The organism is Paenibacillus sp. FSL R5-0490, assembly GCF_001956215.1.
Lineage (GTDB): Bacteria > Bacillota > Bacilli > Bacillales > Cytobacillaceae > Cytobacillus.
Window position 1 is genome coordinate 21,549 of sequence record NZ_MRTQ01000031.1, and the last position, 20,805, is coordinate 42,353.

Consider the following 20,805-nt stretch of genomic DNA (forward strand, 5'->3'; position numbering starts at 1 on the left):
TTGTAAAGTTGTGGGGGTATTTGTCATCAGTGTTTGTAATATAAAGCTGATGACGTGAAGACACATGAACCTATTCGCCTATTAAAAATGGTTAAAAAGCCGGAAATACATTATAAGACAACACGAAAGGGGATTGAAGTAATGACAATGTAACACAAAAAATATATTCAGAAATTTAAAAGTATTTTAAGTGCTATATTTTAGGGTGTCAGAGACAAAGAAGTTTTAAAATGCATTTTTGATGGTATTAATATAGTAAAAAAGCCAGAAAGGATTATGGAATATGAAAGAGATAACCGTCACAATCGATTATGAAGGAATGAAGTATCAGACTAATATCATCACAAATAAAGAAGCACGTGAAGAGGAAATTCTAAAGAAGGCTGAAGAACAGGTAAGAAAACAGTGGAATAATTAAGATGACCCCCCTTAATCAGCGAAGATAAGGGGGTTAAATATGGGATCAGTGAAGTTTTTGATTTAGTTTTTGCTGCAGCATTTCAATTTTATTTGGCAGGACAAATAAGTACTCTATTAAACTCTCTAAAAGCTCCATCAATAGGGAGGCCATATCCAGATCAATATCCTTTTCAAGATCAAGCATCTCGTAAAAGGCGCTGCCTGGCTGTGCCAGCTGGCTTAAAGACTGCAGGGGCCTTGCTAAATCAACATGTTTTGGCAGCAGTTCAAATTGCTTGGAAAGGTTTTGCCCTTTGACCTCTTCACCAAGAAAATTTTTCAGGATACTCTCGAGGACCCGCTTGGACATAACAGCTGTTGCAATTGTATCTTTGGAATAGCTGACATTTAAAGCTGATCGGTAGGCGCGTGTCAGGTCATTCGGCACTTCCTTTATTTTCTCCAGCTGAGTCAGGAGCTCCTTCGCTGAATTAGGATCATAGATATAAAGAATCGTCTCGTCGCTTGATTGGTCATCCTGATTGAGTATCATGATAAAAACGGATTCCTTTTTACAGGCCGAACAATTTCCATGGGAAAGTATGCTGGATTTGCTTGTATGATTATAATTTGCTTTAATCGTAAAAAGGCTTGGTTTGCTGCATTTTGGGCACTCGCATCGAACACTTGATGGCAGCTTCCTATAACCAAATTGACTATGAGAAATAATTTGTGCCGGCAACACTCTTCTCATTATCATATCCCCCCGCTAGAATTCATATTTTCCATTCCATTACATTTAAGTATAACTTTGAAAAATAAGAGGGACAAACCTGAAAAATATGGAATTTATGAAAGGCGGATAGGGAGTAATCAACGGTTACTTAAAAGTGCCTGCTTAACAAACCATAAGCAGGGATACTATACTAATTACTATTCTTTATAAGGAGATGAAAAAATGAAGAATCCATATCCTCGTTCGTTTTCGCATATAGGACTTTCCGTGCCGGATATCACTAAAGCTGTTCATTTTTATCAGGAGGTGCTCGGATGGTATGTCATCATGGAGCCTTCTGAGGTAATTGAAGATAACAGCCCCATCGGCCAGATGTGCACAGATGTGTTTGGTCCAGGCTGGGGAAGCTTTAAAATTGCCCACCTGTCTACCTCTGATAAAGTGGGAATTGAACTATTTGAATTTCCGAATAATGAGGACCCTGAAAATAACTTCGAGTTCTGGAAGACAGGCATTTTTCATTTTTGTGTGCAAGACCCGGATGTCGAAGGGCTTGTTGAGAAAATTGTGAAGCATGGCGGAAAACAGAGAATGCCAATTCGGGAATACTATCCTGGAGAAAAGCCGTATCGAATGGTGTACTGTGAAGATCCGTTTGGAAACCTGCTGGAAATCTATTCACACAGTTATGAGCTCACCTATTCACAGGGTGCTTATTAAAGGAGGAGTAACGTGAAAGCTTTATTATTAGAAGGAAAAGGCTTATGGGAAGAGATGAAAATCGGGGAAGCCGAAAAACCACAGCCTCAAAAAGGAGAAATTCTGGTTAAAGTACATGCGGCTGGTTTGAACCCTGTGGATTATAAAACAGCGACTGGCGGCAATCCAAATTGGCAATATCCTCATATTCTTGGAGTGGACGCGGCAGGTATTATTGAAGAAGTCGGCGAAGGCGTACAAGGATGGCAGCCTGGAGACAGAGTTGTTTACCATAGCGATTTAACCAAAAAGGGAAACTTTGCAGAATATGCAGTAACGACCGCACATACCGTCTCGCGCATTCCTGACTCTATATCTTTTGAAGAGGCAGCAGCTTTGCCGTGTGCCGGGTATACAGCTTATCAATCGCTTTTTCGCAAGCTCCGCATTCAAAAAGGACAAACCATATTAATTCATGCAGGTGCAGGCGGTGTAGGCGGATTTGCTGTTCAGCTGGCCAAACTTGCAGGTTTAACCGTTCTTACTACGGCATCTTCCCATAATCATGAATATGTGAAAAGCCTTGGAGCTGATTATCCTATAGATTATAAAAGGGATGACTTTGTTGAAAAAACCCTGGAAATCACGGAAGGAAAAGGTGTTCATTCCGTCCTGGATACGGTAGGCAGAGACAATGCCACTAAGTCACTGAAAGCTTTAGCATTTAATGGCCAGCTGGCTTTTATAGCAGGACAGCCTGATTTTTCACAGGCCGTTTCCTTTGCCCATCCACTATCTTTTCATATGGTTGCTCTTGGGAGTGCTCATCAATCCAATAACCTGGCTGAACAGACAGATCTCTCGGTGATGGGGGATGAGATGCTGAAATTAATCCAAGAAAAGAAGATAAGTCCGCTTCTTGAAGAAGTAATTGCTCTCGAGGAAGTTTCTTCTGCTCTGAAGCGCTTATCTGAGCGGGCTGTTAAGGGGAAAATTGCGGCCAAGCTAATTTAACTAAAAAGAGCTACTCCCGCATGGGAATAGCTCTTTTTCCATTATCCTTTATAAGGGTTATTGCGGTTTTCCCTGACATTGTTAAAATCATATGCATCTCGATTACGGGTATCGACATCATCGTTATAGGCCGAAACCGTGCGGTCATTTGTGCTCAGATCTTCAGGGTTTCCGCTCAGCGGACGGTTTAGATCCAGATTCTCATCTGTCCAAACACCGCTGCTGTTTCTGGTGTTATCCTTAAAAGCGTTTGTTCCGCGATCAAGCTCGCCGGGGTTCAAAGGATCAGTGCTTGTGTACGTTGTCCGGTCTCCATCTAAAACGGAACGGTCCGAATTTGTATAGCCATCAGTAAAGTCTGCAGACTTTGTATCAGGATCGACTAACACAAGGATTTTTCCTGATTTGACATCTGCTTCATAGCGATGTGCCTCTTCTTCCGGAATGCCCATGCCGATAAGTGCTCCGGCAATGCCGCCTGCACCTGCACCAACTGCGGCTCCTGTTAATGTAGCAGCAATTGGTCCGGCTGCCACAATTGGCCCGATTCCAGGAATCGCCAATGCGCCTACACCGGCCAGAAGACCTGTTAATCCTCCCAGAACACCGCCAGTAGCCGCGCCGGCAGCTAATCCCTCTTCCGTTTTTGTGCCTGTTTCTTCTGTAACAGCATCCACATCGTCTTTATTTTTACTAATTACGGAGATATCTTCGGGACGGTACCCTTCCACTCTTAACTTTTCAACCGCTTGAATAGCTTCCTGCTCTGTATCGTATGCACCTACAACATGCTTGTTTGTTGCCATGTTCATCATCCTCCTTAATAATTTTTGCTTATCTATTGGTGTACATACCTTTTTCATTACGCTCATAAACCGCGTGGATAAAATTACTAATAATTTTCCCTTGACTGATAGATGGCTTGACCTGTAACTGCATAATCGGTAGTTTTAAAAATAGAACAGGCACAAGGAAGGTTGATCTCTATGAAAAAACTTTATTATGAAGACCCATATATCAATACATTTGAAACAGAACTTGTATATCAGGCGGCAGACGACAAGGAAAGAGTATATGCCGTCCTGAAAGAAACGGCCTTTTATCCGACTGGCGGAGGACAGCCTCATGATGAGGGGACACTCAATGGCATAAAAGTGGTGGATGTCGAAGAAGAGGAAGGGGAAATCCGTCATTATTTAGAAAGAGAATTGGATCCTTCTTCCCTAGTATCAGGAGAAATAGATTGGAACAGACGGTTTGACCATATGCAGCAGCATGCCGGACAGCATATATTATCGGCTGCATTTGAAGAGCTTTACGGCTATAAAACAGTCAGCTTTCATTTAGGCAAAGAAACCTTAACCATTGATTTGGAAATCAGTGAACTGCCTGTCGTGCACGCAGAGGAAGCGGAGAGATTGGCTAATGCCATTATACTTGAGAATCGTCCTATTGAATCCAAGTGGGTGAGTGCAGAGGAAGCTTCCCAATTCCCGCTCCGTAAGCAGCTGTCTGTCAGCGAAGATATCCGGCTTGTGATCATTCCGGAGTTTGATTATAACGGATGCGGCGGAACACACCCAACATCAACCGGCCAGGTAGCCGGTGTAAAAATATTGGACTGGGAGCGCCAAAAAAAGAAAATCCGCGTTCAATTTATCTGCGGCAGCCGGATTCTCACGCAGCTTCAGACGAAACATGAAATTACCGGGAATCTGAGTCAGCTTCTAAATGCACCAGAGCAGGACCTGCCTGCAGCGGCCAGCCGCCTGATTGAAAATGGAAAGGACCTGGAGAAGCAGCTGGAAGCAGCAAAGGAAGCACTGTTAGCTTATGAAGCGAAAGAAATGTACACAGCCGGAAAGGGAAATTGCATCAGCAAGGTCTTTGAGGGGCGATCCATACAGGAACTGCAGAAGCTGGCACGCTTGATCGCCTCCCAATCTGAAAAGGCCGATGTGATCCTGATCAATGAAACCGCCGATAAACTCCAATTTGTCTGTGCCAGGGGAGCAGATTCTGAATCTGATATGAAGAGCCTTTCAGCAGAACTTCTGCAGAAGATTAACGGCAAAGGCGGCGGGAATCCTCAATTTGCACAGGGTGGGGGAGACAAGCTTATGAGCGGTGAGGACCTGCTGGAATATGCAATGAGAATTGCAGGCCAAAAGTAATTGAATCCGCATGTAATGGACAGATTTAATTGATAAAATATTTAGAAAAGTATTGAAAAATGATTGTAATACACCTTCTGTTGTATTACAATTTTGGTACGGGCCATGCATTATAATGAATGTTTATGATAACCTCATAAACGCCTCATATAATATCCGGTCTGCAGGAGGCAAGTTCATGTACAGACAAAATACCGTCTATATCATCGGGGACAGCAAAACATCATTGAACAATCCGATTATGCAAAAATATAATGGCTTCTTTATCGGTCTTGTGATCGACAGGGAAACAGATAAGATTGTAGATGCCGAATGTTCATCTACCATTAATTTAACCTCATTATTTATTAAATCGATATTTGTCGGCAAATCCATACTGGAAGCAGACAAAGTATCAGAAGAAATCGAAAGCCGCTACTTCGGCTCCTCGCAAAAGGCCCTGATTGTTGCCTTTAAAAATGCCCATATAAAATATACACAAATTATGAATAAGTAAAGCTGCTTTTTCTGTTTTCCGCAGATGAAATCCAGCTATCAGAGAACATCTCCGATAGCTGGATTTTTTGCATTTAGCATTTAATTACTGAGTTGATTGTAGCGGAAGGTGCGAGATCCTCGAAAATGCATTCGCATTTTCTTCGTGCGGTTTTACTCAAGGAAGCTTATTCAAAGTCCTGCCCCGCGGTTCGCTGAGCATCCTGGAGCGGAAATCAACGGGCAACATTGATAGGCGAATAACAATTTAAAAGGAAAGTAAATTGCTGATCCAATTTACAGAAAATATCAAAATAATATACAATATAGAAAACTATAATAATATAATATTTTGGGGGATTTTAAATGAAGCTTTATTTATCAGTTGATATGGAGGGAATTACGGGTCTGGCTGATCATACTCATGTCAGCTCATCTAAGCACAATTATGAACGCAGCAGGGTGATTATGACTGATGAGGCAAACCATGTGGTGACAGCTGCCTTTGAAGAAGGCTGCAGTGAGGTGATTGTCAATGACAGCCACTCCAAAATGAACAACCTGCTCATTGAAAGAATGCACCCTGAGACACAGCTGATTACGGGTGATGTTAAGCCATATTCAATGGTTCAGGGCCTGGATTCAAGCTTTAGCGGAGCCATGTTTGTTGGATATCATGCGCGAGCTTCCATGAAAGGGGTTATGTCCCACTCTATGATTTTCGGTGTAAGACATATGTACATCAATGATCATGCCATTGGAGAAATGGGCTTCAATGCTTATGTGGCTGGCTATCATGGCGTGCCGATTCTAATGGTGGCCGGTGATGACCAGGCGGCATTGGAAGCAGAGAAATTAATCCCGAATGTGACAACAGCTGTTGTAAAAGAGACGATATCACGGTCTGCCGTGAAATCGCTTACTCCCGCGAAAGCCGGCCAGCTTTTAAGAGAAAAAGCGGCAGAGGCGCTTAGCAAAAAGGAGCTTGTCAAGCCGCTTGTGCCGCCGGAAAACCCTGTATTGAAAATTGAATTTGCCAACTATGGCCAGGCTGAGTGGGCTGCTTTGATGCCTGGGGCAGAGATAGAAGAAAATACAACCATTGTCCGCTATCAGGCTAAGGATATTCTTGAAGCATACCAGGCTATGCTCGTGATGACTGAGCTGGCCATGAGAACTACATTCTGTTAGGAAGTGTTAATGAATGACTGGATACATAATAAAACGCCTCATCGCAATGGTCGTCACACTTTGGTTCATTATCACTCTGACGTTTTTCTTAATGCACTCCATACCCGGGTCGCCTTTTAATGAAGAAAGAAACACCAGCGAAGCGGTCCAGCGGAATATGGAGAAATTCTATCATTTGGACGAACCGCTGTATGTCCAATATGGGATGTACTTGAAATCTGTTGCAACATTCGACTTTGGACCATCTATTAAAAAGTCCTCCCAGACGGTGAATGAAATGCTTGGAAGGGGGTTCCCGGTGTCGTTTGAACTGGGAATTGTCACATTGATTGTGGCTGTTTTCTCAGGAATCGCCCTCGGAATTATAGCAGCCCTCCGGCACAATGGCTTTATAGACTATTTAGCTATGACCATAGCAGTTCTGGGAATATCAGTGCCAAACTTTGTGCTTGCCACACTCTTAATTCAGCAGCTTGCTGTCAACCTTGCAATCCTCCCGGTGGCTACCTGGTCAAGCCCGAAACATATGATTCTGCCGACTCTGGCGCTTGCGACAGGTCCCATGGCGATCATCGCCCGTCTGACACGTTCAAGCATGCTGGAGGTGCTGACGCAGGATTATATCAAAACGGCTAAAGCAAAAGGCCTGGCCCCGGTGAAAATTGTTTTTAAACATGCACTGAGAAATGCCCTTCTGCCTGTTGTAACCGTATTGGGGTCGCTTGCTGCAAGCATTTTGACAGGCACCTTTGTTATTGAAAAAATATTTGCCATTCCCGGAATGGGAAAGTATTTCGTAGAAAGCATCAATACGCGTGATTATCCCGTCATAATGGGAACCACCGTTTTCTACAGCTCGATTTTGATTATAATGCTGTTCCTGGTGGACATTGCATACGGAGTTCTAGATCCAAGAATTAAGCTTCACAAAAAGGAGGCGAGCTAATGGAACTGCGCAAACAGCATGATAACCGCAACCTTGCACCCGATATTCCGGATGACTGGTTTGTGCCAAAGGCCAAAGACGAGGATGCAGCGGAAGCAGTTGTAAGGCCAAGCCTTTCTTATTGGCAGGATGCATGGCGCCGGCTTTTGAAAAATAAACTGGCGATGGCAGGGCTATTCTTTCTTATTGCTTTAGCCTTTATGGCCATATTCGGCCCGATGATTTCCCCGCATAATGTATCACAGCAGTCATTGGCCAATCAGAATCTTCCGCCATCTTCAAAATATTGGTTCGGAACTGATGAATTGGGCCGGGATGTTTTCGCAAGAACATGGTACGGAGCAAGGATTTCCTTATTCGTTGGAATCGTGGCAGCCATGATTGATTTTGCAATTGGAGTCATTTACGGCGGGATTGCCGGCTATAAAGGCGGCAGAACAGATAATGCCATGATGAGGGTAGTCGAAATTCTGTATGGACTCCCATATTTGCTCGTTGTTATTTTAATCAGTGTTGTAATGGGGCCTGGTTTGTTCACCATTATATTCGCACTTTCCGTAACAGGCTGGGTCGGGATGGCCCGGATTGTCCGCGGACAGGTTCTGCAGATCAAGAACTATGAATTTGTACTGGCATCAAAGACTTTCGGAACAAAAACATCGAGGATTATAAAGAAAAACCTGCTGCCGAACACGATGGGCCCTATCATTGTACAGATGACATTAACAGTGCCATCGGCCATCTTTGCAGAAGCATTCCTGAGCTTTCTGGGATTAGGCATTCAGCCGCCTTTTGCCAGCTGGGGATCCATGGCCAATGATGGGCTGTCTACTATTCTATCAGGTCACTGGTGGCGCCTGTTCTTCCCTGCCTTTTTCATCTCCCTGACCATGTTTTCATTTAATGTGCTTGGAGACGGATTGCAGGATGCCCTCGATCCGAAGTTAAGGAGGTAGCAGCATGGAGAAAGTACTTGAAGTAAAAGACCTGCATGTCACATTTACCACTTATGGGGGGGAAGTCCAGGCTGTAAGGGGTGTATCATTTGATCTCTTCAAGGGGGAAACCCTGGCGATTGTCGGTGAATCCGGCTGCGGGAAAAGCGTGACGTCCCAGAGCATCATGCGGCTGATCCCATCCCCACCCGGGAGAATAGCGGGTGGCGCTGTTCTCTTTAAAGGGAAGGACCTGACAAAATTAAAAGAGTCTGAAATGCGGGATATCCGCGGCGCAGACATTTCGATGATCTTTCAGGATCCTATGACGGCTTTGAATCCTACGATTACCATCGGGGAGCAAATTATAGAAGGAATTATGCAGCATGAAACCATTTCACGGCCGGATGCCCGTAAAAAGGCGCTGGAAATGCTGAATTTAGTTGGAATACCAAATCCATCCGAAAGATTGAAGCATTATCCGCATCAATTCAGCGGCGGGATGAGGCAGCGGATCGTGATTGCCATGGCCCTTGTCTGTGAGCCGGAAGTGCTGATTGCCGATGAACCCACTACAGCACTGGATGTAACGATCCAAGCCCAAATTTTGGATTTATTTAAAGATATCCAGAAGAAAACTGGAGTATCCATCATTATCATCACCCATGACCTCGGGGTTGTCGCTCAAGTAGCAGACCGCATTGCAGTGATGTATGCAGGAAAAATAGTGGAGGCCGGAGAACGAAGGGAAATCTTCTATAATCCGCAGCATCCCTATACGAAGGGCCTGCTGAATTCTGTTCCGCGTCTTGACCTGGATGGAGCCGATCTTATTCCCATAGGCGGATCGCCGCCGGATTTATTCGCTCCGCCGGCCGGATGCCCATTTTTTGCCCGCTGCGGTTACGCAATGGAAGTATGTGACCGGGTTTATCCCTATAAAACGCATTTAAGCCGGGATCATCATGTGGACTGCTGGCTCCAGGATGAGCGGGCACAGAAAATGCTTGCAGGTGTAAAGTAGGTACTTCCTTTCGCAGTGCCGGACCCGGTACGGTGAAAGTTATGATTCTATCAGCTGTCTGACAGGCATCTGATAGATAAAGAAATATATTTTAAGAGGGGGAAAAAGGAATGAAAAAGTTTTTATCGCTGCTGCTTGCAGGTGTGCTGCTATTTGTTATGGCAGCCTGTACGGCAAATGAAAATGCCGGCAAAGAAACAGACAGCAAGGATGATGGCAAGAAAGAAGAAGAAAGTGCTGAAAAAGTGCTTTATTTGAACAATGGCCAGGAGCCGACTTCGTTTGACCCTCCAATCGGCTTTGACTCTGTTTCCTGGAGTGCGCTGAACAACTTAATGGAAGGTTTGACACGTCTGGGACAAAATCATGAGCCAGAAGCAGCCATTGCTGAAAAATGGGATATCTCAGAAGATGGAAAGACTTACACCTTTCATATCCGTGAGGGTGCAAAATGGTCAAATGGCGATCCTGTAACAGCAGGTGATTTCGAATTTGCCTGGAAGCGTCTTTTAAATCCTGACACAGGTTCCTCAGCAGCTTTCCTAGGCTACTTCATTGAAGGCGGAGAAGCTTATAACAACGGCGAAGGCTCTGCTGATGATGTAAAAGTAAAAGCCGTTGATGACAAAACATTTGAAGTGACTTTAGTTAGTCCGCAGGCTTATTTCTTAAGTGTAATCACAAACCCTGCATTTTTTCCGATCAATGAAAAAGTAGCAACAGAGAACCCTCAGTGGTTTGCTGAAGCAGAATCTTTTGTGGGCAACGGTCCTTTCAACCTGACAGAGTGGGAGCATGACAGCCACTTTGTAATGGAGAAAAACGATCAGTACTGGGATGCTGAAAATGTAAAACTGGATAAAATTAATTGGGCGATCATTGACGATACCAATACAGAATACCAGATGTATCAAACCGGAGAGCTTGATGTATCGGCTGTTCCATCTGAGCTGAGTGAAAAGCTATTAGGTGAAGCAAAGGTTGAAGACCAGGCTGGTGATTACTTCTACCGATTTAACGTAAATATGGAGCCATTCCAGAATGAAAACATCCGTAAAGCTTTCGCAATGGCAGTAGACCAAAAGCAAATTGTTGACTTTGTAACCAAGAATGGAGAAAAGCCTGCATACGGATTTGTATCCTATGGATTTAAGGATGCTGATGGCAAGGATTTCCGTGAAACAGCAGGAGATCTTGTCCAAACGAATCTGGAAGAAGCGAAGTCCCTTCTTAAAAAAGGAATGGAAGAGGAAGGCTATGAAACACTTCCTGAAGTTACATTAACGTACAGCACAAGTGATTCTCACAAAAAGATCGCAGAAGCTCTTCAGCAAATGTTCAAGGAAAATCTTGGCGTTGAAGTGAAGCTTGCCAACATGGAATGGAATGTATTCGCTGAAGAACAAAAAGCGCTTAAATTCCAATTATCACGAAGCTCATTCCTTGCTGACTATGCTGACCCAATCAACTTCCTTGAAAACTTCCAGACAGGACATTCCATGAACCGCACTGGCTGGAGCAATGAAAAGTACGATCAGCTGATCAAGGATGCGAAGAATGAAGCAGACGAAGCAAAGCGCTTTGAGCTTATGTATGAAGCGGAAAAAATCTTATTCGAAGAAATGCCGATTATCCCTATTCATTTCTACAACCAGGTATATCTCTATAATGATGCTGTTTCAGGAATCGTCCGCCATCCGGTTGGATACCTGGAGCTTAAATGGGCAGATAAGAAGTAATACTTCTTCGGCTTGATGTGAAAGTGACAGGAAAAGGGGTGTTCGTGTGAACATCCCTTTTTTTAAAGTAAAAGTGTGAACAGAAAAAGTCTTTTAATTGCGCTTTTCGAGATTATTTCCCGAAAAATAATGCATTTTCCCGAAATTTAGCTTATATCCTCGACAATTATTTCATTTCCCAAATAATGCTTTTGCTGCAGGAGCATATAATGCTATAAAACGAAAAGGATGTGACAGCATGGCAATCAAACCTCAGCGCCTGAAAAAAGGTGATGCGATTGGAATTATAGCACCGGCAAGCCCGCCCAATCAGGAGAACCTGAAACGATCCCTTTCTTTTTTGGAAAAGCTTGGTGTAAAGGTAAAGATGGGCGAGCATGTGACAGATCAATATGGTTACCTGGCCGGGAAGGATGAAGACCGTCTGGCGGATTTACATAACATGTTTGCGGATAAGGAAGTCAAAGCCATCATTTGTGCAGGCGGCGGGTATGGAACCGGGAGAATTGCGTCCCAAATCGACTACAGTCTGATAAAAGAAAACCCGAAAATTTTCTGGGGATACAGCGATATAACATTCCTGCACACAGCCATTCGCCAAGAGACAGGATTGGTCACCTTCCATGGGCCGATGCTCGCCTCTGATATTGGCAAAGAGGATGCGGATCCGCTATCCAAGCAATATTTTAACCAGTTATTTGAGCCGGTCACGCTTGACTATCCAGAAGGAATTTCAGAATTGGAGACGATGGTGAACGGGCGTGCCGCGGGTGTCTTAACGGGCGGAAATCTGTCTCTTATGGCCAGTACAATCGGAACACCATTTGAAATTGATACAAAAGATAAACTTGTGCTTATTGAAGACATTAACGAAGAGCCCCGTGCGGTCGACCGCATGCTAAACCAGCTGCATATGGCCGGGAAGCTTGCGGATGCGGCCGGCTTTATCATTGGGGACTTTAATAATTGTGTTCCGGAAAGAGAGCTTTCCCTGGAACTGGATGAAGTGCTGGATACGTATATCAAAAGGGTGAATAAGCCTGCTGTTAAAGGCTTTCATATCGGCCATTGCTCTCCGCATATTTCTGTGCCATTAGGTGTAAGGGCAGAATTGGATGCAGCCGGTAAAAAGCTGACAATCGAAAGCGGAGTTAAGTAAAAGGGTGGTATAGATGAAAATAAACACGATCGAAACATTTAGAGCTGCAGTACCACTGAAAAAACCATTTAAAACAGCTTTGAGAACAGTTGAGACAGCGGAAACGCTTGTTGTAAAAGTAACATGTGATAACGGGATAGCCGGGTGGGGGGAAGCACCACCCACTGTGGTGATCACCGGGGACAGCCTATCAAGCATAGAGTCAGCCATTCATCATGTATTAAAGCCAATGCTGATCAATAAGAGTCTTCTAAACTATGAGGAGATTTTCCAGGGGATTCAGTCCGCTTTAATAGGAAATTCGAGTGCAAAGGCAGCGGTGGATATGGCTTTATACGATTGTCTTGCACAGCAATGCAAACTGCCTCTTTACCAATTTTTGGGCGGACATAAGAATGAAGTGGAAACGGATTATACAGTAAGCGTCAATGGCCCTGAGGAAATGGGAGAAGATGCCGTTTCCTATGTTCAGCAAGGCTTCGATGTTCTTAAGGTAAAGGTAGGCAAGGATGATATTTTAACAGATATAGAGAGAATACGGGAGATCCGCACCCGAGTAGGATCGAAAATTAAAATCCGCCTGGATGCCAATCAGGGCTGGAAACCAAAGGATGCTATTTATGCCATCCGGAAAATGGAAGCGCTGGACTTGAACATTGAGCTTGTCGAACAGCCTGTGAAGGCATGGGATATAGAGGGCCTTAAGCAGGTGACCGATGCGGTTGATACACCGATTATGGCAGACGAAAGTGTCTTTACTCCGAAGCAGGCATTTGAAGTCATTAAAACGCGAAGTGCTGACCTGATTAATATCAAGCTGATGAAATCAGGGGGCATCTATCAGGCGCAGATCATTAATCAGCTCGCTGAAGTATGCGGGATGGAATGCATGGTAGGCAGCATGATTGAAACCAAGATCGGCATTACGGCCGCAGCCCATTTTGCAGCCAGCAAAAAGAATATAACCCGCTTTGATTTTGACGCCCCATTGATGATGGCAAAAGAAATTGTGGAAGGCGGAATCCGCTATTCCGGCCGCAAAATTACCCTGCCATCTGAACCTGGCCTTGGCATTAGAAATGTATCATTGGCAGTGAACAAGCAGGAATTGACATCCTGACAATTTTAAAAAGGAGGAATTCGGTTTGGCAACTAAGCAGAAATGGCTGGTTTCGGTTCCGGCTGCGACCTTGTGGACAGCAAGTGATTCATCAAGAGAAATGGACACTGAAGCCATTACTAATCCAGTTAATCTGGACGCTTGGCTTAAAAAGTTAACCTATGAGCCCCGGCTGGAGCTTTGCGACGGGAATCTGGTGCAATCACAAGTACTATACGGAGAAGAAGTGATTGTATTAGAGGAGAGAGATGGATGGGTACATGTTGTAGTCCCGAGCCAGCCTTCTTCAAAGGACGAGAAAGGATACCCCGGCTGGTTGCCGAAGGCCCAGCTGACTCAGAATGAAGATTGGAAGCTTGATAGTGAAAAAGCTGCTGTCATCCAGAACAAAAAAGCAACACTCTATTCGATTGACAGAGAGCCCGAACTACTTCTAAGTTATCAAACTGTACTTCCGGTCTTACAAGAAGAAGCGGAGTGGATCCGGGTGCAGACACCTGAAGGAGAAGGATTCTTGAAATCTGCTGACGTAAAGGTCATTGAATCAATAGGGGCTATACGGAAAGGCAGCGGCAGAGACATCATTGCTGCGGGTGAACAATTTATAGGCCTTCCCTATCTATGGGGCGGCATGAGCAGCTATGGATATGACTGTTCAGGGTTCAGCTATTCGATGTGCAAAGCAAATGGAGTGATCATTCCCCGTGATGCCCATGATCAGGCGGAAGCAGGGAAACCGGTCGAACTGGACGCCATTGAACCCGGGGACCTATTATTCTTTGCTTATGAAGAAGGAAAAGGCAAACTCCATCATGTAGGCATCTATTATGGTGATGGCAAGCTGCTTCATTCTCCTAATACCGGTAAAAACATCGAAATTATCGACTTGAAAGATACCATCTATGAAAAGGAACTATGTGCAGCTAGACGTTACTGGCAAGAGACGGGGGAATAAACATGGCAAAAGAAGCACTTTTACAGGTCAACAATCTTAAAAAGCATTTTTCAATGGGAAAAGGACAAACCCTGAAGGCTGTTGATGATGTCTCCTTTCATATCAAACAGGGAGAAACATTCGGGATTGTCGGTGAATCCGGCTGCGGAAAATCAACTGCAGGGCGTACCATCATTGGTTTATATAACCGTACAGAAGGTGAAGTCCTGTATGACGGGAAAAATGTCCATAACATGACTGAAAAAGAGAGGTTTGCTTTTCACAGGAAGATGCAGATGATTTTTCAGGATCCGTATGCCTCCTTGAATCCGCGTTCTACCGTACAGGAGATTATTTCCGAGCCCATGGAGGTTCATGGGTTATATCCGAATAAGAAGGAACGGCTTGAGCGGGTCTATCAGCTCCTGGAGGATGTGGGTCTTAACCGCGATCATGCCAACCGTTATCCGCATGAATTCAGCGGCGGACAGAGGCAAAGAATTGGAATTGCCCGTGCTCTTGCGCTGGACCCGGAATTCATTATTGCTGACGAGCCGATCTCAGCACTGGATGTATCGGTACAGGCCCAGGTGGTGAACCTGCTTAAGGGGCTTCAGAAGAAAAAAGGGCTGACCTACTTATTTATCGCCCATGATCTCTCAATGGTTAAGCATATCAGCGACAGAATCGGCGTTATGTACTTAGGGCATCTGGTGGAATTAACCACAAGCGAAAACTTATATAAAAATCCGCTTCACCCCTATACACAGGCCTTGCTGTCGGCGATTCCCATCCCTGACCCTGATGTCGAGGATAACCGGGAAAGAATCATTTTGGAAGGGGAGCTCCCAAGTCCAATGAATCCGCCAAGCGGCTGTGTATTCCGCACGCGGTGTGCTTATGCGATGGAGGCTTGTGCTTCCATGAAGCCTGAGTGGCAGGAGATTGAGAAGGATCACTTTGTGGCCTGCCATTTATATAATGAAAAAGTAACTGGCGACCATAACCGGCCTCAAGTAGCGGCTGCGAAATAAAATGGACTTTCATACTCTTAAGGCGGAAATTCTTACATTGGCCAGCTGCTGTGAAGGCCGCGTTGCCGTATATATCCATACTGAGGATGGTTTCATCGAAAAAGATGCCGATGCCGTTTTCTCTTCAGCCAGCTTAATAAAGGTGCCGATTTTACTTGCGGGACTTTCACAGGCGGAGAAAGGGCTGCTTCAGCTTGAGGAGGAAGTGGAAGTTACTGCTTCAGCCCGGGTTGGCGGTTCGGGTGTATTGCAAGCCATGGCCAGAGATTTGATGATCAAGGTGACAGACCTAATGACACTAATGATCATTGTGTCTGATAATACAGCGACTAATCTTATCATTGAGCTGCTCGGTATAGAGAAAATCAATCAGCTTTTCAAAAGTCTGGGGTTTGATCATACATCATTAAACAGAAAGATGATGGATTTTGAAGCACTGAAAAACGGCATTGACAACACCACGACTGCCAGGGATATGGCGTATGGGCTAAAGGCATTGGCAGAGCAAAAGCTTTTATCAGGGAAGTATACTGAAAAAGCACTGTATATATTGGAAAACCAGCAGTTTAAAAATAAACTAGCCAACACGATAGACGAGGAAAAGGTTATGGTTGCCAATAAAACAGGAGAACTTCCCGGCATAGAGCATGATTGCGCCATATTTACCCATAAAGGAAAAACAGTCTGTGCTGCAGTACTTGTGGACAGGCTCCAAAATCAGGCAGCCGGCAAAGAAGTACTGTCCGCAATCGGCAGCCGCATTAATCAATATATGACACATAAATAAGGAACCGCTCACTTAGAACGGTTCCTTGTTTATGTGTGCAGTTTTTGCACCGAGACTGCCATATTATTTATGATGAAAAGGGCATTTCCCTTCAATTGGCTTAACGTCATCACCGATGAAGTATTGTTTCCACTCACGGTGTTCGGGATCCCCATAGTGGCTGATGTTTGGATGGGTAGGGAGGCCATCCCATTTTTCAACACGTTCCCTTACTTTTTCCCTGGACATGACGCCGCCTTTCGTGGTGCCTTCGAGACCTTCAAAAATGCGGCGCGGCTGGAATCCGAGCACAAGGCTATTGCCCAGATCCCTCGTCTTTCTCTGCTTATATGCAGGTGCATTGCCAAACACAAAGAATGGCTCCTCCGCAAAAGAAAACGCCCATAAATGATGGTCCGGATCTGTCGGATAATCCTTCGGCCACGGTTTAGTATCAACCTTATGCAAATACTGAAGGATATTCCAGAAATTTTCTCTATAATGCTCAAGCGGCTTTTCATCTTTTTCCGGCTCCACAAATACAAATAGGCCATGACGAATAAGCTTTGGTGCGTCAAAGAGCTCGATAAAGGATTCAAGAGCCCCTGGCAAATTAGACCAGTCTTCCTTTGTAATATAGGCATATCTCAATTCGCCGCGCATTTCGGCAGTCATTCCAAAATAGCACGGGAAGGTTTTATCTGTAACTGTATCATGAAATGTTTTATATTCTTGAATAACCCACTCAGGCACAACTTCGGGGTTAGTCATATCTTCTTTTGTTAAAAGAAACTTACTGGCAGTTTTCATTTTTTCACCTCAGAATATTTTACTTATGAAATATGTACCCCTTAAAAAGTCCTTTGAAACTAGCTGGGTGAAAAAGGAAAAGAAAAAGACAGCCTCGATGGCTGCCTTACGATTTTCGGTATTTATATTGGTTAAGCTGAAAGCGGATAAAACAGCCGATGCAAAATCCCAGAATGGCAATAAATGCTGAAAGAGCGACCATAGCTGTAAAAACATACCCTGCAGCTGTCCATCCCAGCAGAAAGCTGATCAGCCCAAGTGCGAGACAGGCAACGGCAATCACCTGATTAAATTGCTGCTGCTCCCAGTCTTCGGGAATGTACTCAGAAGGACTTTTTCTAAGAAAATACCTTGCTGTACGCATAATCGGATTGAAACCGAACAATAGGCCCATTGTACCTGCAAGCAGGGGAATGGCGAGAATCCAGGCTTCTCCGGTAAACCACGAAGCTAAAACACTTAATACGATTGACCATTGATTGGTTCTTACGAGCGGACGGGGAATCGAAACGGGTGTATTTGCCATCTATTTTCCGACCTTTCTCATTGGTTTTATAGGTATTAATAGTTTACTGAAGTTGTTTGATTTTGTGAAGAGAAAAAGCCTGGAAAATAAAAAGTACGATTCAACTTTGGACAGAGAGAGCAGAAGAAGGAGCGCCAGAGTCAGAACCTGGATCAGCTTCAGACACAGAAAGGAGAAAAGAGCCAGTTAGAGTCAGAACACGGCCCAACTTCGGACACAGAAAGGAGAAAAGAGCCAGTCAGAGTCAGAACCCGGGTCAGCTTCAGACACAGAAAGGAGAAAAGAGCCAGTCAGAGTCAGAACCCGGTCCAACTTCGGACACAGAAAGGAGAAAAGAGCGAGTTAGAGTCAGAACCCGGGTCCAACTTCGGACACAGAAAGCAGAAAGAGGAGCGCCAGAGTCAGAACCCGGACCAACTATAGACACAGAAAGCAGAAAAGACCAAGCCAAAGTCCGAACCCAGCTTCACCAGCAATAACCCACCGCAAAACACCGGCTTACAAAGAAAAAAGACCCTGGAATGACATCCAAAGCCTCCTTTCGTCAAGCAGGTCGCCGCCCCAGGCGGTACCCAGCGAATCCCGCCATAAAAAATCCTACGTGCTCAAACGATCCTTTGCTGCTTTTCTAAATGAAAACTGCGGTATGCTGATTCCAATCAGGATCAGCACAATCCCGAAAGTCTGTGCTTCTGATATCCTTTCCCCAAGGATCAGCATAGCGGCAGCAACAGCTGCCGGAAGTTCGGCAGAGCCTACAATTGTGGCAAGCCCTGAATCTAAGTGGGGTGAACCGATTGCAAAGAAGACAATAGGGAAAATAGCGCCAAACAATGCCATCAGCAGTCCGAATTTCCATAGGCCCCCAAGCTGAATGCCGCCGCTTATTAAGACGGGACCTGAAACAGCTGCAACCAGAAGAAGTCCGCCAAATGTGATGAAGATGCTCCTCTGTATGGTTGGAATTCCTTTGCCTGCTTTACCGCTTGCAAAAATGAACACGGCAAATGTAACCGCAGATAATAAGCCATAAATCAGGCCATCTGCTTGAATAGCATGTGACCCGGAATTAATCAGGTTGCTTGCAAATACCGTTCCTATAATAAGCAGGATCGAAGAAATGATTTTTGCTTTGCTGGGCATCTTTCTTTCATATAATGCTTCAAAAAGAATTCCAATCCAGGTGAACTGAAATAAAAGAACAACAGCGATGGAGGCCGGGTTCCGATCAAGGCTCATTCCATACAGAATGCCCGTTAAGCTTAAGGAGGCACCGGTCAATAACAAAGCTGCTGCTTGTGTAAGGGTGATTTTCGTTCTTTTGATAAATGGGAAAGAAAGCAATAATAAAAGGAGCCCAATTAAATATTGGCTTCCGGTCAGTTCGGGAACAGAGTGGCCGGCCTGAAGTCCCAGTTTAACAATGGATGCCAGAACGCCGTAACTGCATGCGCCGAGAAAAATAAAGAATGAATATTTTAAGTTTGCCATTATGGAGACTCCTTTCCGAAATAAAAATGAAGCAATCAGATAAATCATAACACCTTAGAGTGTCCAAAGGGCAAAAATTTTTTCAGCACAAAAATAAGAGCCAGTGATCATTCTCACTGACTCTCTTGCCAAAATCGATTATTCTCCTAAGTAGGCTTGCAGCATCCAAATATGCGTATCCAATTTTTCCATTAACCCGATGGCGAAATCGGCTGTCACTTGATCTTCCCGTTCCTCTGCAAGCTGGGCTAAAGAGATTAATTGTTCCTTAATATGTTTATAATCCGAAGCAAGAGCAGCAACCATGTCTTCTGCTTTCTTTTCCCCATTAGATTCTTCAAGAGTCGTAATGCTTAGGAATTCCTTCAAGCTTGCTGCAGGTAAACCGCCGATTGCAAGCAGGCGTTCCGCTGCCTCATCTACAACTTCCGCCGCTTCATTATATAATTCTTCGAACTTTTCATGAAGGGTAAAGAAAAGAGGGCCTTTTACAAACCAGTGGTAGCGGTGCAATTTCGTATATAGGACACTCCAGTTAGCTATTTGTACGTTTAATGCATCATATAATTTTTCCATCGTAATTCCCCCTAAGTAATTTATATACTAATTATAACAAATACTAAATTATAATCAATACTTATTTATAATTATTATAAATAAAGAACAACAGTATAACCGTTGCCAATTATGGTAAAGTGATATAGTACGGATTAATAGCAGAGACAGTTAGTGAGGAATATAAATGGAATATGTTTTCTTTATTATTCTCGGAGCGCTTATCAGTGTGCTCTCGGGGTTTTTTGGGGTAGGCGGGGGATTCATTCTTACTCCAACGCTTATGCTTTTTGGTTTTTCTCCAGTAGAAGCGATCACCACGAGTTTACTGTTTTCGATTGGGACGTCCCTTTCAGGCATCTCCGCTCATATCAGGCTGAAGAATATAAGGCTTAAGCAGGGGCTGATACTTGGATTAAGCGGAATGGCAGCTACTCAGGCCGCCCATCCATTTGTTCTGTTTCTTGAGAATAAAGGCTGGGACACGTGGGCCGTGCCCGTTTTTTATATCATATTGCTGTCTTATTTTGCTTTGAGCATGCTGAAAAGAAGGGAAAAATCAGCCAATGCTGTTCACTCTTCTGAACATTCGCCTTCCATTGTGAAGATGGTGCTGATTGGATTTTTTGCAGGATTTGTTTCTACTACATTAGGGGTGGGCGGCGGTTTTATTATGGTGCCTTTATCGGTCGCCTATTTAGGGATGATGCCGAAAAATGCGGTAGGGACCAGCTTGTTTGCTGTCATGTTAATCGTATCCGCAGGCTTCCTGTCCTACGTTTCCACTGTCAGCATTGATTATTGGATTGGCCTTTCACTCGTAGGAGGAGGGCTCATTGGCTCACAGTTTGGTGCGAAACTTACCTCCTATTTTGAGAACGAAGAGATTACTTATATGCTTGGTGCCTTATATATGGCGACAGTCGCCAGTGTGATTCTGAAATTAATACATTTGAATTATACCGGTTTAGTGCTGATGGCCATTTTTGTCGGCGGATTTCTGGTAAGAAGCCTTGTGAAAATGCAGAAAGCCAAAGCCCGGACAAAGGCAAAAAGGGAGAGGCCATAACGGCTTCTCC

Annotated in this window: 22 protein-coding genes; 16 read left to right on the plus strand and 6 right to left on the minus strand. The window is 44.3% G+C overall.

Going from position 1 to position 20,805, the window contains the following annotated elements; genetic code table 11:
* Positions 1 to 283: 283 nt before the first annotated feature.
* On the plus strand, positions 284 to 418 hold the full coding sequence (locus tag BK139_RS20745) for a BA3454 family stress response protein (protein WP_076262571.1): 135 nt from the start codon (positions 284 to 286) through the stop codon (positions 416 to 418).
* A 45-nt stretch (positions 419 to 463) separates the two neighbouring features.
* Here BK139_RS20745 and BK139_RS20750 read toward each other — a convergent pair whose 3' ends face one another.
* Positions 464 to 1,153, minus strand: coding sequence for a hypothetical protein (locus tag BK139_RS20750; RefSeq protein WP_076262573.1), 690 nt, complete (start codon positions 1,151 to 1,153; stop codon positions 464 to 466).
* Between the two features lie 204 nt (positions 1,154 to 1,357).
* Here BK139_RS20750 and BK139_RS20755 point away from each other — a divergent pair, with 204 nt between their 5' ends.
* The gene (locus BK139_RS20755) at positions 1,358 to 1,855 is read left to right on the plus strand and encodes a lactoylglutathione lyase family protein (RefSeq protein WP_076262575.1); all 498 of its coding nucleotides are present in this window, start codon (positions 1,358 to 1,360) and stop codon (positions 1,853 to 1,855) included.
* 12 nt (positions 1,856 to 1,867) lie between these two features.
* Positions 1,868 to 2,848 (plus strand): zinc-binding dehydrogenase, encoded by a 981-nt coding sequence (locus tag BK139_RS20760; RefSeq protein WP_076262577.1) that lies wholly within the window; start codon positions 1,868 to 1,870, stop codon positions 2,846 to 2,848.
* Positions 2,849 to 2,889: 41 nt separating this feature from the next.
* Here BK139_RS20760 and BK139_RS20765 read toward each other — a convergent pair whose 3' ends face one another.
* The gene (locus BK139_RS20765; protein ID WP_076262579.1) at positions 2,890 to 3,654 is read right to left on the minus strand and encodes a general stress protein; all 765 of its coding nucleotides are present in this window, start codon (positions 3,652 to 3,654) and stop codon (positions 2,890 to 2,892) included.
* A 180-nt stretch (positions 3,655 to 3,834) separates the two neighbouring features.
* Here BK139_RS20765 and BK139_RS20770 point away from each other — a divergent pair, with 180 nt between their 5' ends.
* The 12 genes from BK139_RS20770 to BK139_RS20825 all read left to right on the plus strand — a co-directional run bounded on the left by BK139_RS20770 (position 3,835) and on the right by BK139_RS20825 (position 16,365).
* Positions 3,835 to 5,022 carry an alanyl-tRNA editing protein gene (locus tag BK139_RS20770; protein ID WP_076262581.1) on the plus strand — a complete coding sequence of 396 codons (1,188 nt, stop codon included), beginning with the start codon at positions 3,835 to 3,837 and terminating at the stop codon, positions 5,020 to 5,022.
* A 178-nt stretch (positions 5,023 to 5,200) separates the two neighbouring features.
* Entirely contained in the window at positions 5,201 to 5,518 is a 318-nt protein-coding gene (locus tag BK139_RS20775; RefSeq protein ID WP_076262583.1) for a DUF3870 domain-containing protein, read from the plus strand.
* A gap of 344 nt (positions 5,519 to 5,862) precedes the next feature.
* The gene (locus BK139_RS20780; protein ID WP_076262585.1) at positions 5,863 to 6,687 is read left to right on the plus strand and encodes a M55 family metallopeptidase; all 825 of its coding nucleotides are present in this window, start codon (positions 5,863 to 5,865) and stop codon (positions 6,685 to 6,687) included.
* 13 nt (positions 6,688 to 6,700) lie between these two features.
* Positions 6,701 to 7,633 (plus strand): ABC transporter permease, encoded by a 933-nt coding sequence (locus BK139_RS20785; protein WP_076262587.1) that lies wholly within the window; start codon positions 6,701 to 6,703, stop codon positions 7,631 to 7,633.
* A complete protein-coding gene (locus BK139_RS20790) occupies positions 7,633 to 8,589 on the plus strand; it encodes an ABC transporter permease (protein ID WP_076262589.1) in 957 nt (318 codons plus the stop codon). Before BK139_RS20785 ends, BK139_RS20790 begins: the two co-directional genes overlap by 1 nt.
* Positions 8,590 to 8,593: 4 nt before the next feature.
* Positions 8,594 to 9,592, plus strand: coding sequence for an ABC transporter ATP-binding protein (locus tag BK139_RS20795; protein ID WP_076262591.1), 999 nt, complete (start codon positions 8,594 to 8,596; stop codon positions 9,590 to 9,592).
* 110 nt (positions 9,593 to 9,702) lie between these two features.
* Complete coding sequence (locus BK139_RS20800; protein ID WP_076262593.1) at positions 9,703 to 11,331, plus strand: peptide ABC transporter substrate-binding protein; 1,629 nt, start codon at positions 9,703 to 9,705, stop codon at positions 11,329 to 11,331.
* A gap of 238 nt (positions 11,332 to 11,569) precedes the next feature.
* The gene (locus tag BK139_RS20805; RefSeq protein WP_076262595.1) at positions 11,570 to 12,490 is read left to right on the plus strand and encodes a S66 peptidase family protein; all 921 of its coding nucleotides are present in this window, start codon (positions 11,570 to 11,572) and stop codon (positions 12,488 to 12,490) included.
* Positions 12,491 to 12,503: 13 nt separating this feature from the next.
* On the plus strand, positions 12,504 to 13,610 hold the full coding sequence (locus tag BK139_RS20810; RefSeq protein ID WP_035331882.1) for a dipeptide epimerase: 1,107 nt from the start codon (positions 12,504 to 12,506) through the stop codon (positions 13,608 to 13,610).
* A gap of 25 nt (positions 13,611 to 13,635) precedes the next feature.
* On the plus strand, positions 13,636 to 14,565 hold the full coding sequence (locus BK139_RS20815; RefSeq protein ID WP_076262598.1) for a C40 family peptidase: 930 nt from the start codon (positions 13,636 to 13,638) through the stop codon (positions 14,563 to 14,565).
* 2 nt (positions 14,566 to 14,567) lie between these two features.
* On the plus strand, positions 14,568 to 15,578 hold the full coding sequence (locus BK139_RS20820; RefSeq protein ID WP_076262600.1) for an ABC transporter ATP-binding protein: 1,011 nt from the start codon (positions 14,568 to 14,570) through the stop codon (positions 15,576 to 15,578).
* Between the two features lies 1 nt (position 15,579).
* On the plus strand, positions 15,580 to 16,365 hold the full coding sequence (locus BK139_RS20825; RefSeq protein WP_076262602.1) for a serine hydrolase: 786 nt from the start codon (positions 15,580 to 15,582) through the stop codon (positions 16,363 to 16,365).
* Between the two features lie 63 nt (positions 16,366 to 16,428).
* Here BK139_RS20825 and BK139_RS20830 read toward each other — a convergent pair whose 3' ends face one another.
* From BK139_RS20830 to BK139_RS20845, 4 genes are all read right to left on the minus strand, one after another.
* A complete protein-coding gene (locus BK139_RS20830) occupies positions 16,429 to 17,154 on the minus strand; it encodes a YqcI/YcgG family protein (protein ID WP_076262604.1) in 726 nt (241 codons plus the stop codon).
* 106 nt (positions 17,155 to 17,260) lie between these two features.
* Positions 17,261 to 17,680, minus strand: a complete 420-nt coding sequence (locus BK139_RS20835; RefSeq protein ID WP_076262606.1) for a DUF4395 domain-containing protein — start codon at positions 17,678 to 17,680, stop codon at positions 17,261 to 17,263.
* 597 nt (positions 17,681 to 18,277) lie between these two features.
* Positions 18,278 to 19,171 carry an EamA family transporter gene (locus tag BK139_RS20840; protein WP_076262608.1) on the minus strand — a complete coding sequence of 298 codons (894 nt, stop codon included), beginning with the start codon at positions 19,169 to 19,171 and terminating at the stop codon, positions 18,278 to 18,280.
* A gap of 138 nt (positions 19,172 to 19,309) precedes the next feature.
* Positions 19,310 to 19,747, minus strand: a complete 438-nt coding sequence (locus BK139_RS20845; protein WP_076262610.1) for a Dps family protein — start codon at positions 19,745 to 19,747, stop codon at positions 19,310 to 19,312.
* A 166-nt stretch (positions 19,748 to 19,913) separates the two neighbouring features.
* On the opposite strand from BK139_RS20845, the gene BK139_RS20850 reads away from it, so the two are divergent.
* A complete protein-coding gene (locus tag BK139_RS20850) occupies positions 19,914 to 20,795 on the plus strand; it encodes a sulfite exporter TauE/SafE family protein (protein ID WP_076262612.1) in 882 nt (293 codons plus the stop codon).
* Positions 20,796 to 20,805: the final 10 nt, after the last annotated feature.

Bases quoted from the DNA above. Each gene is read 5' to 3' on its own strand.
- BK139_RS20745 (WP_076262571.1), top strand. From the start codon at position 284: ATGAAAGAGATAACCGTCACAATCGATTATGAAGGAATGAAGTATCAG.
- BK139_RS20750 (WP_076262573.1), bottom strand. From the start codon at position 1,153: ATGAGAAGAGTGTTGCCGGCACAAATTATTTCTCATAGTCAATTTGGT.
- BK139_RS20755 (WP_076262575.1), top strand. From the start codon at position 1,358: ATGAAGAATCCATATCCTCGTTCGTTTTCGCATATAGGACTTTCCGTG.
- BK139_RS20765 (WP_076262579.1), bottom strand. From the start codon at position 3,654: ATGGCAACAAACAAGCATGTTGTAGGTGCATACGATACAGAGCAGGAA.
- BK139_RS20770 (WP_076262581.1), top strand. From the start codon at position 3,835: ATGAAAAAACTTTATTATGAAGACCCATATATCAATACATTTGAAACA.
- BK139_RS20775 (WP_076262583.1), top strand. From the start codon at position 5,201: ATGTACAGACAAAATACCGTCTATATCATCGGGGACAGCAAAACATCA.
- BK139_RS20780 (WP_076262585.1), top strand. From the start codon at position 5,863: ATGAAGCTTTATTTATCAGTTGATATGGAGGGAATTACGGGTCTGGCT.
- BK139_RS20785 (WP_076262587.1), top strand. From the start codon at position 6,701: ATGACTGGATACATAATAAAACGCCTCATCGCAATGGTCGTCACACTT.
- BK139_RS20790 (WP_076262589.1), top strand. From the start codon at position 7,633: ATGGAACTGCGCAAACAGCATGATAACCGCAACCTTGCACCCGATATT.
- BK139_RS20795 (WP_076262591.1), top strand. From the start codon at position 8,594: ATGGAGAAAGTACTTGAAGTAAAAGACCTGCATGTCACATTTACCACT.
- BK139_RS20800 (WP_076262593.1), top strand. From the start codon at position 9,703: ATGAAAAAGTTTTTATCGCTGCTGCTTGCAGGTGTGCTGCTATTTGTT.
- BK139_RS20805 (WP_076262595.1), top strand. From the start codon at position 11,570: ATGGCAATCAAACCTCAGCGCCTGAAAAAAGGTGATGCGATTGGAATT.
- BK139_RS20810 (WP_035331882.1), top strand. From the start codon at position 12,504: ATGAAAATAAACACGATCGAAACATTTAGAGCTGCAGTACCACTGAAA.
- BK139_RS20820 (WP_076262600.1), top strand. From the start codon at position 14,568: ATGGCAAAAGAAGCACTTTTACAGGTCAACAATCTTAAAAAGCATTTT.
- BK139_RS20825 (WP_076262602.1), top strand. From the start codon at position 15,580: ATGGACTTTCATACTCTTAAGGCGGAAATTCTTACATTGGCCAGCTGC.
- BK139_RS20830 (WP_076262604.1), bottom strand. From the start codon at position 17,154: ATGAAAACTGCCAGTAAGTTTCTTTTAACAAAAGAAGATATGACTAAC.
- BK139_RS20835 (WP_076262606.1), bottom strand. From the start codon at position 17,680: ATGGCAAATACACCCGTTTCGATTCCCCGTCCGCTCGTAAGAACCAAT.
- BK139_RS20840 (WP_076262608.1), bottom strand. From the start codon at position 19,171: ATGGCAAACTTAAAATATTCATTCTTTATTTTTCTCGGCGCATGCAGT.
- BK139_RS20845 (WP_076262610.1), bottom strand. From the start codon at position 19,747: ATGGAAAAATTATATGATGCATTAAACGTACAAATAGCTAACTGGAGT.
- BK139_RS20850 (WP_076262612.1), top strand. From the start codon at position 19,914: ATGGAATATGTTTTCTTTATTATTCTCGGAGCGCTTATCAGTGTGCTC.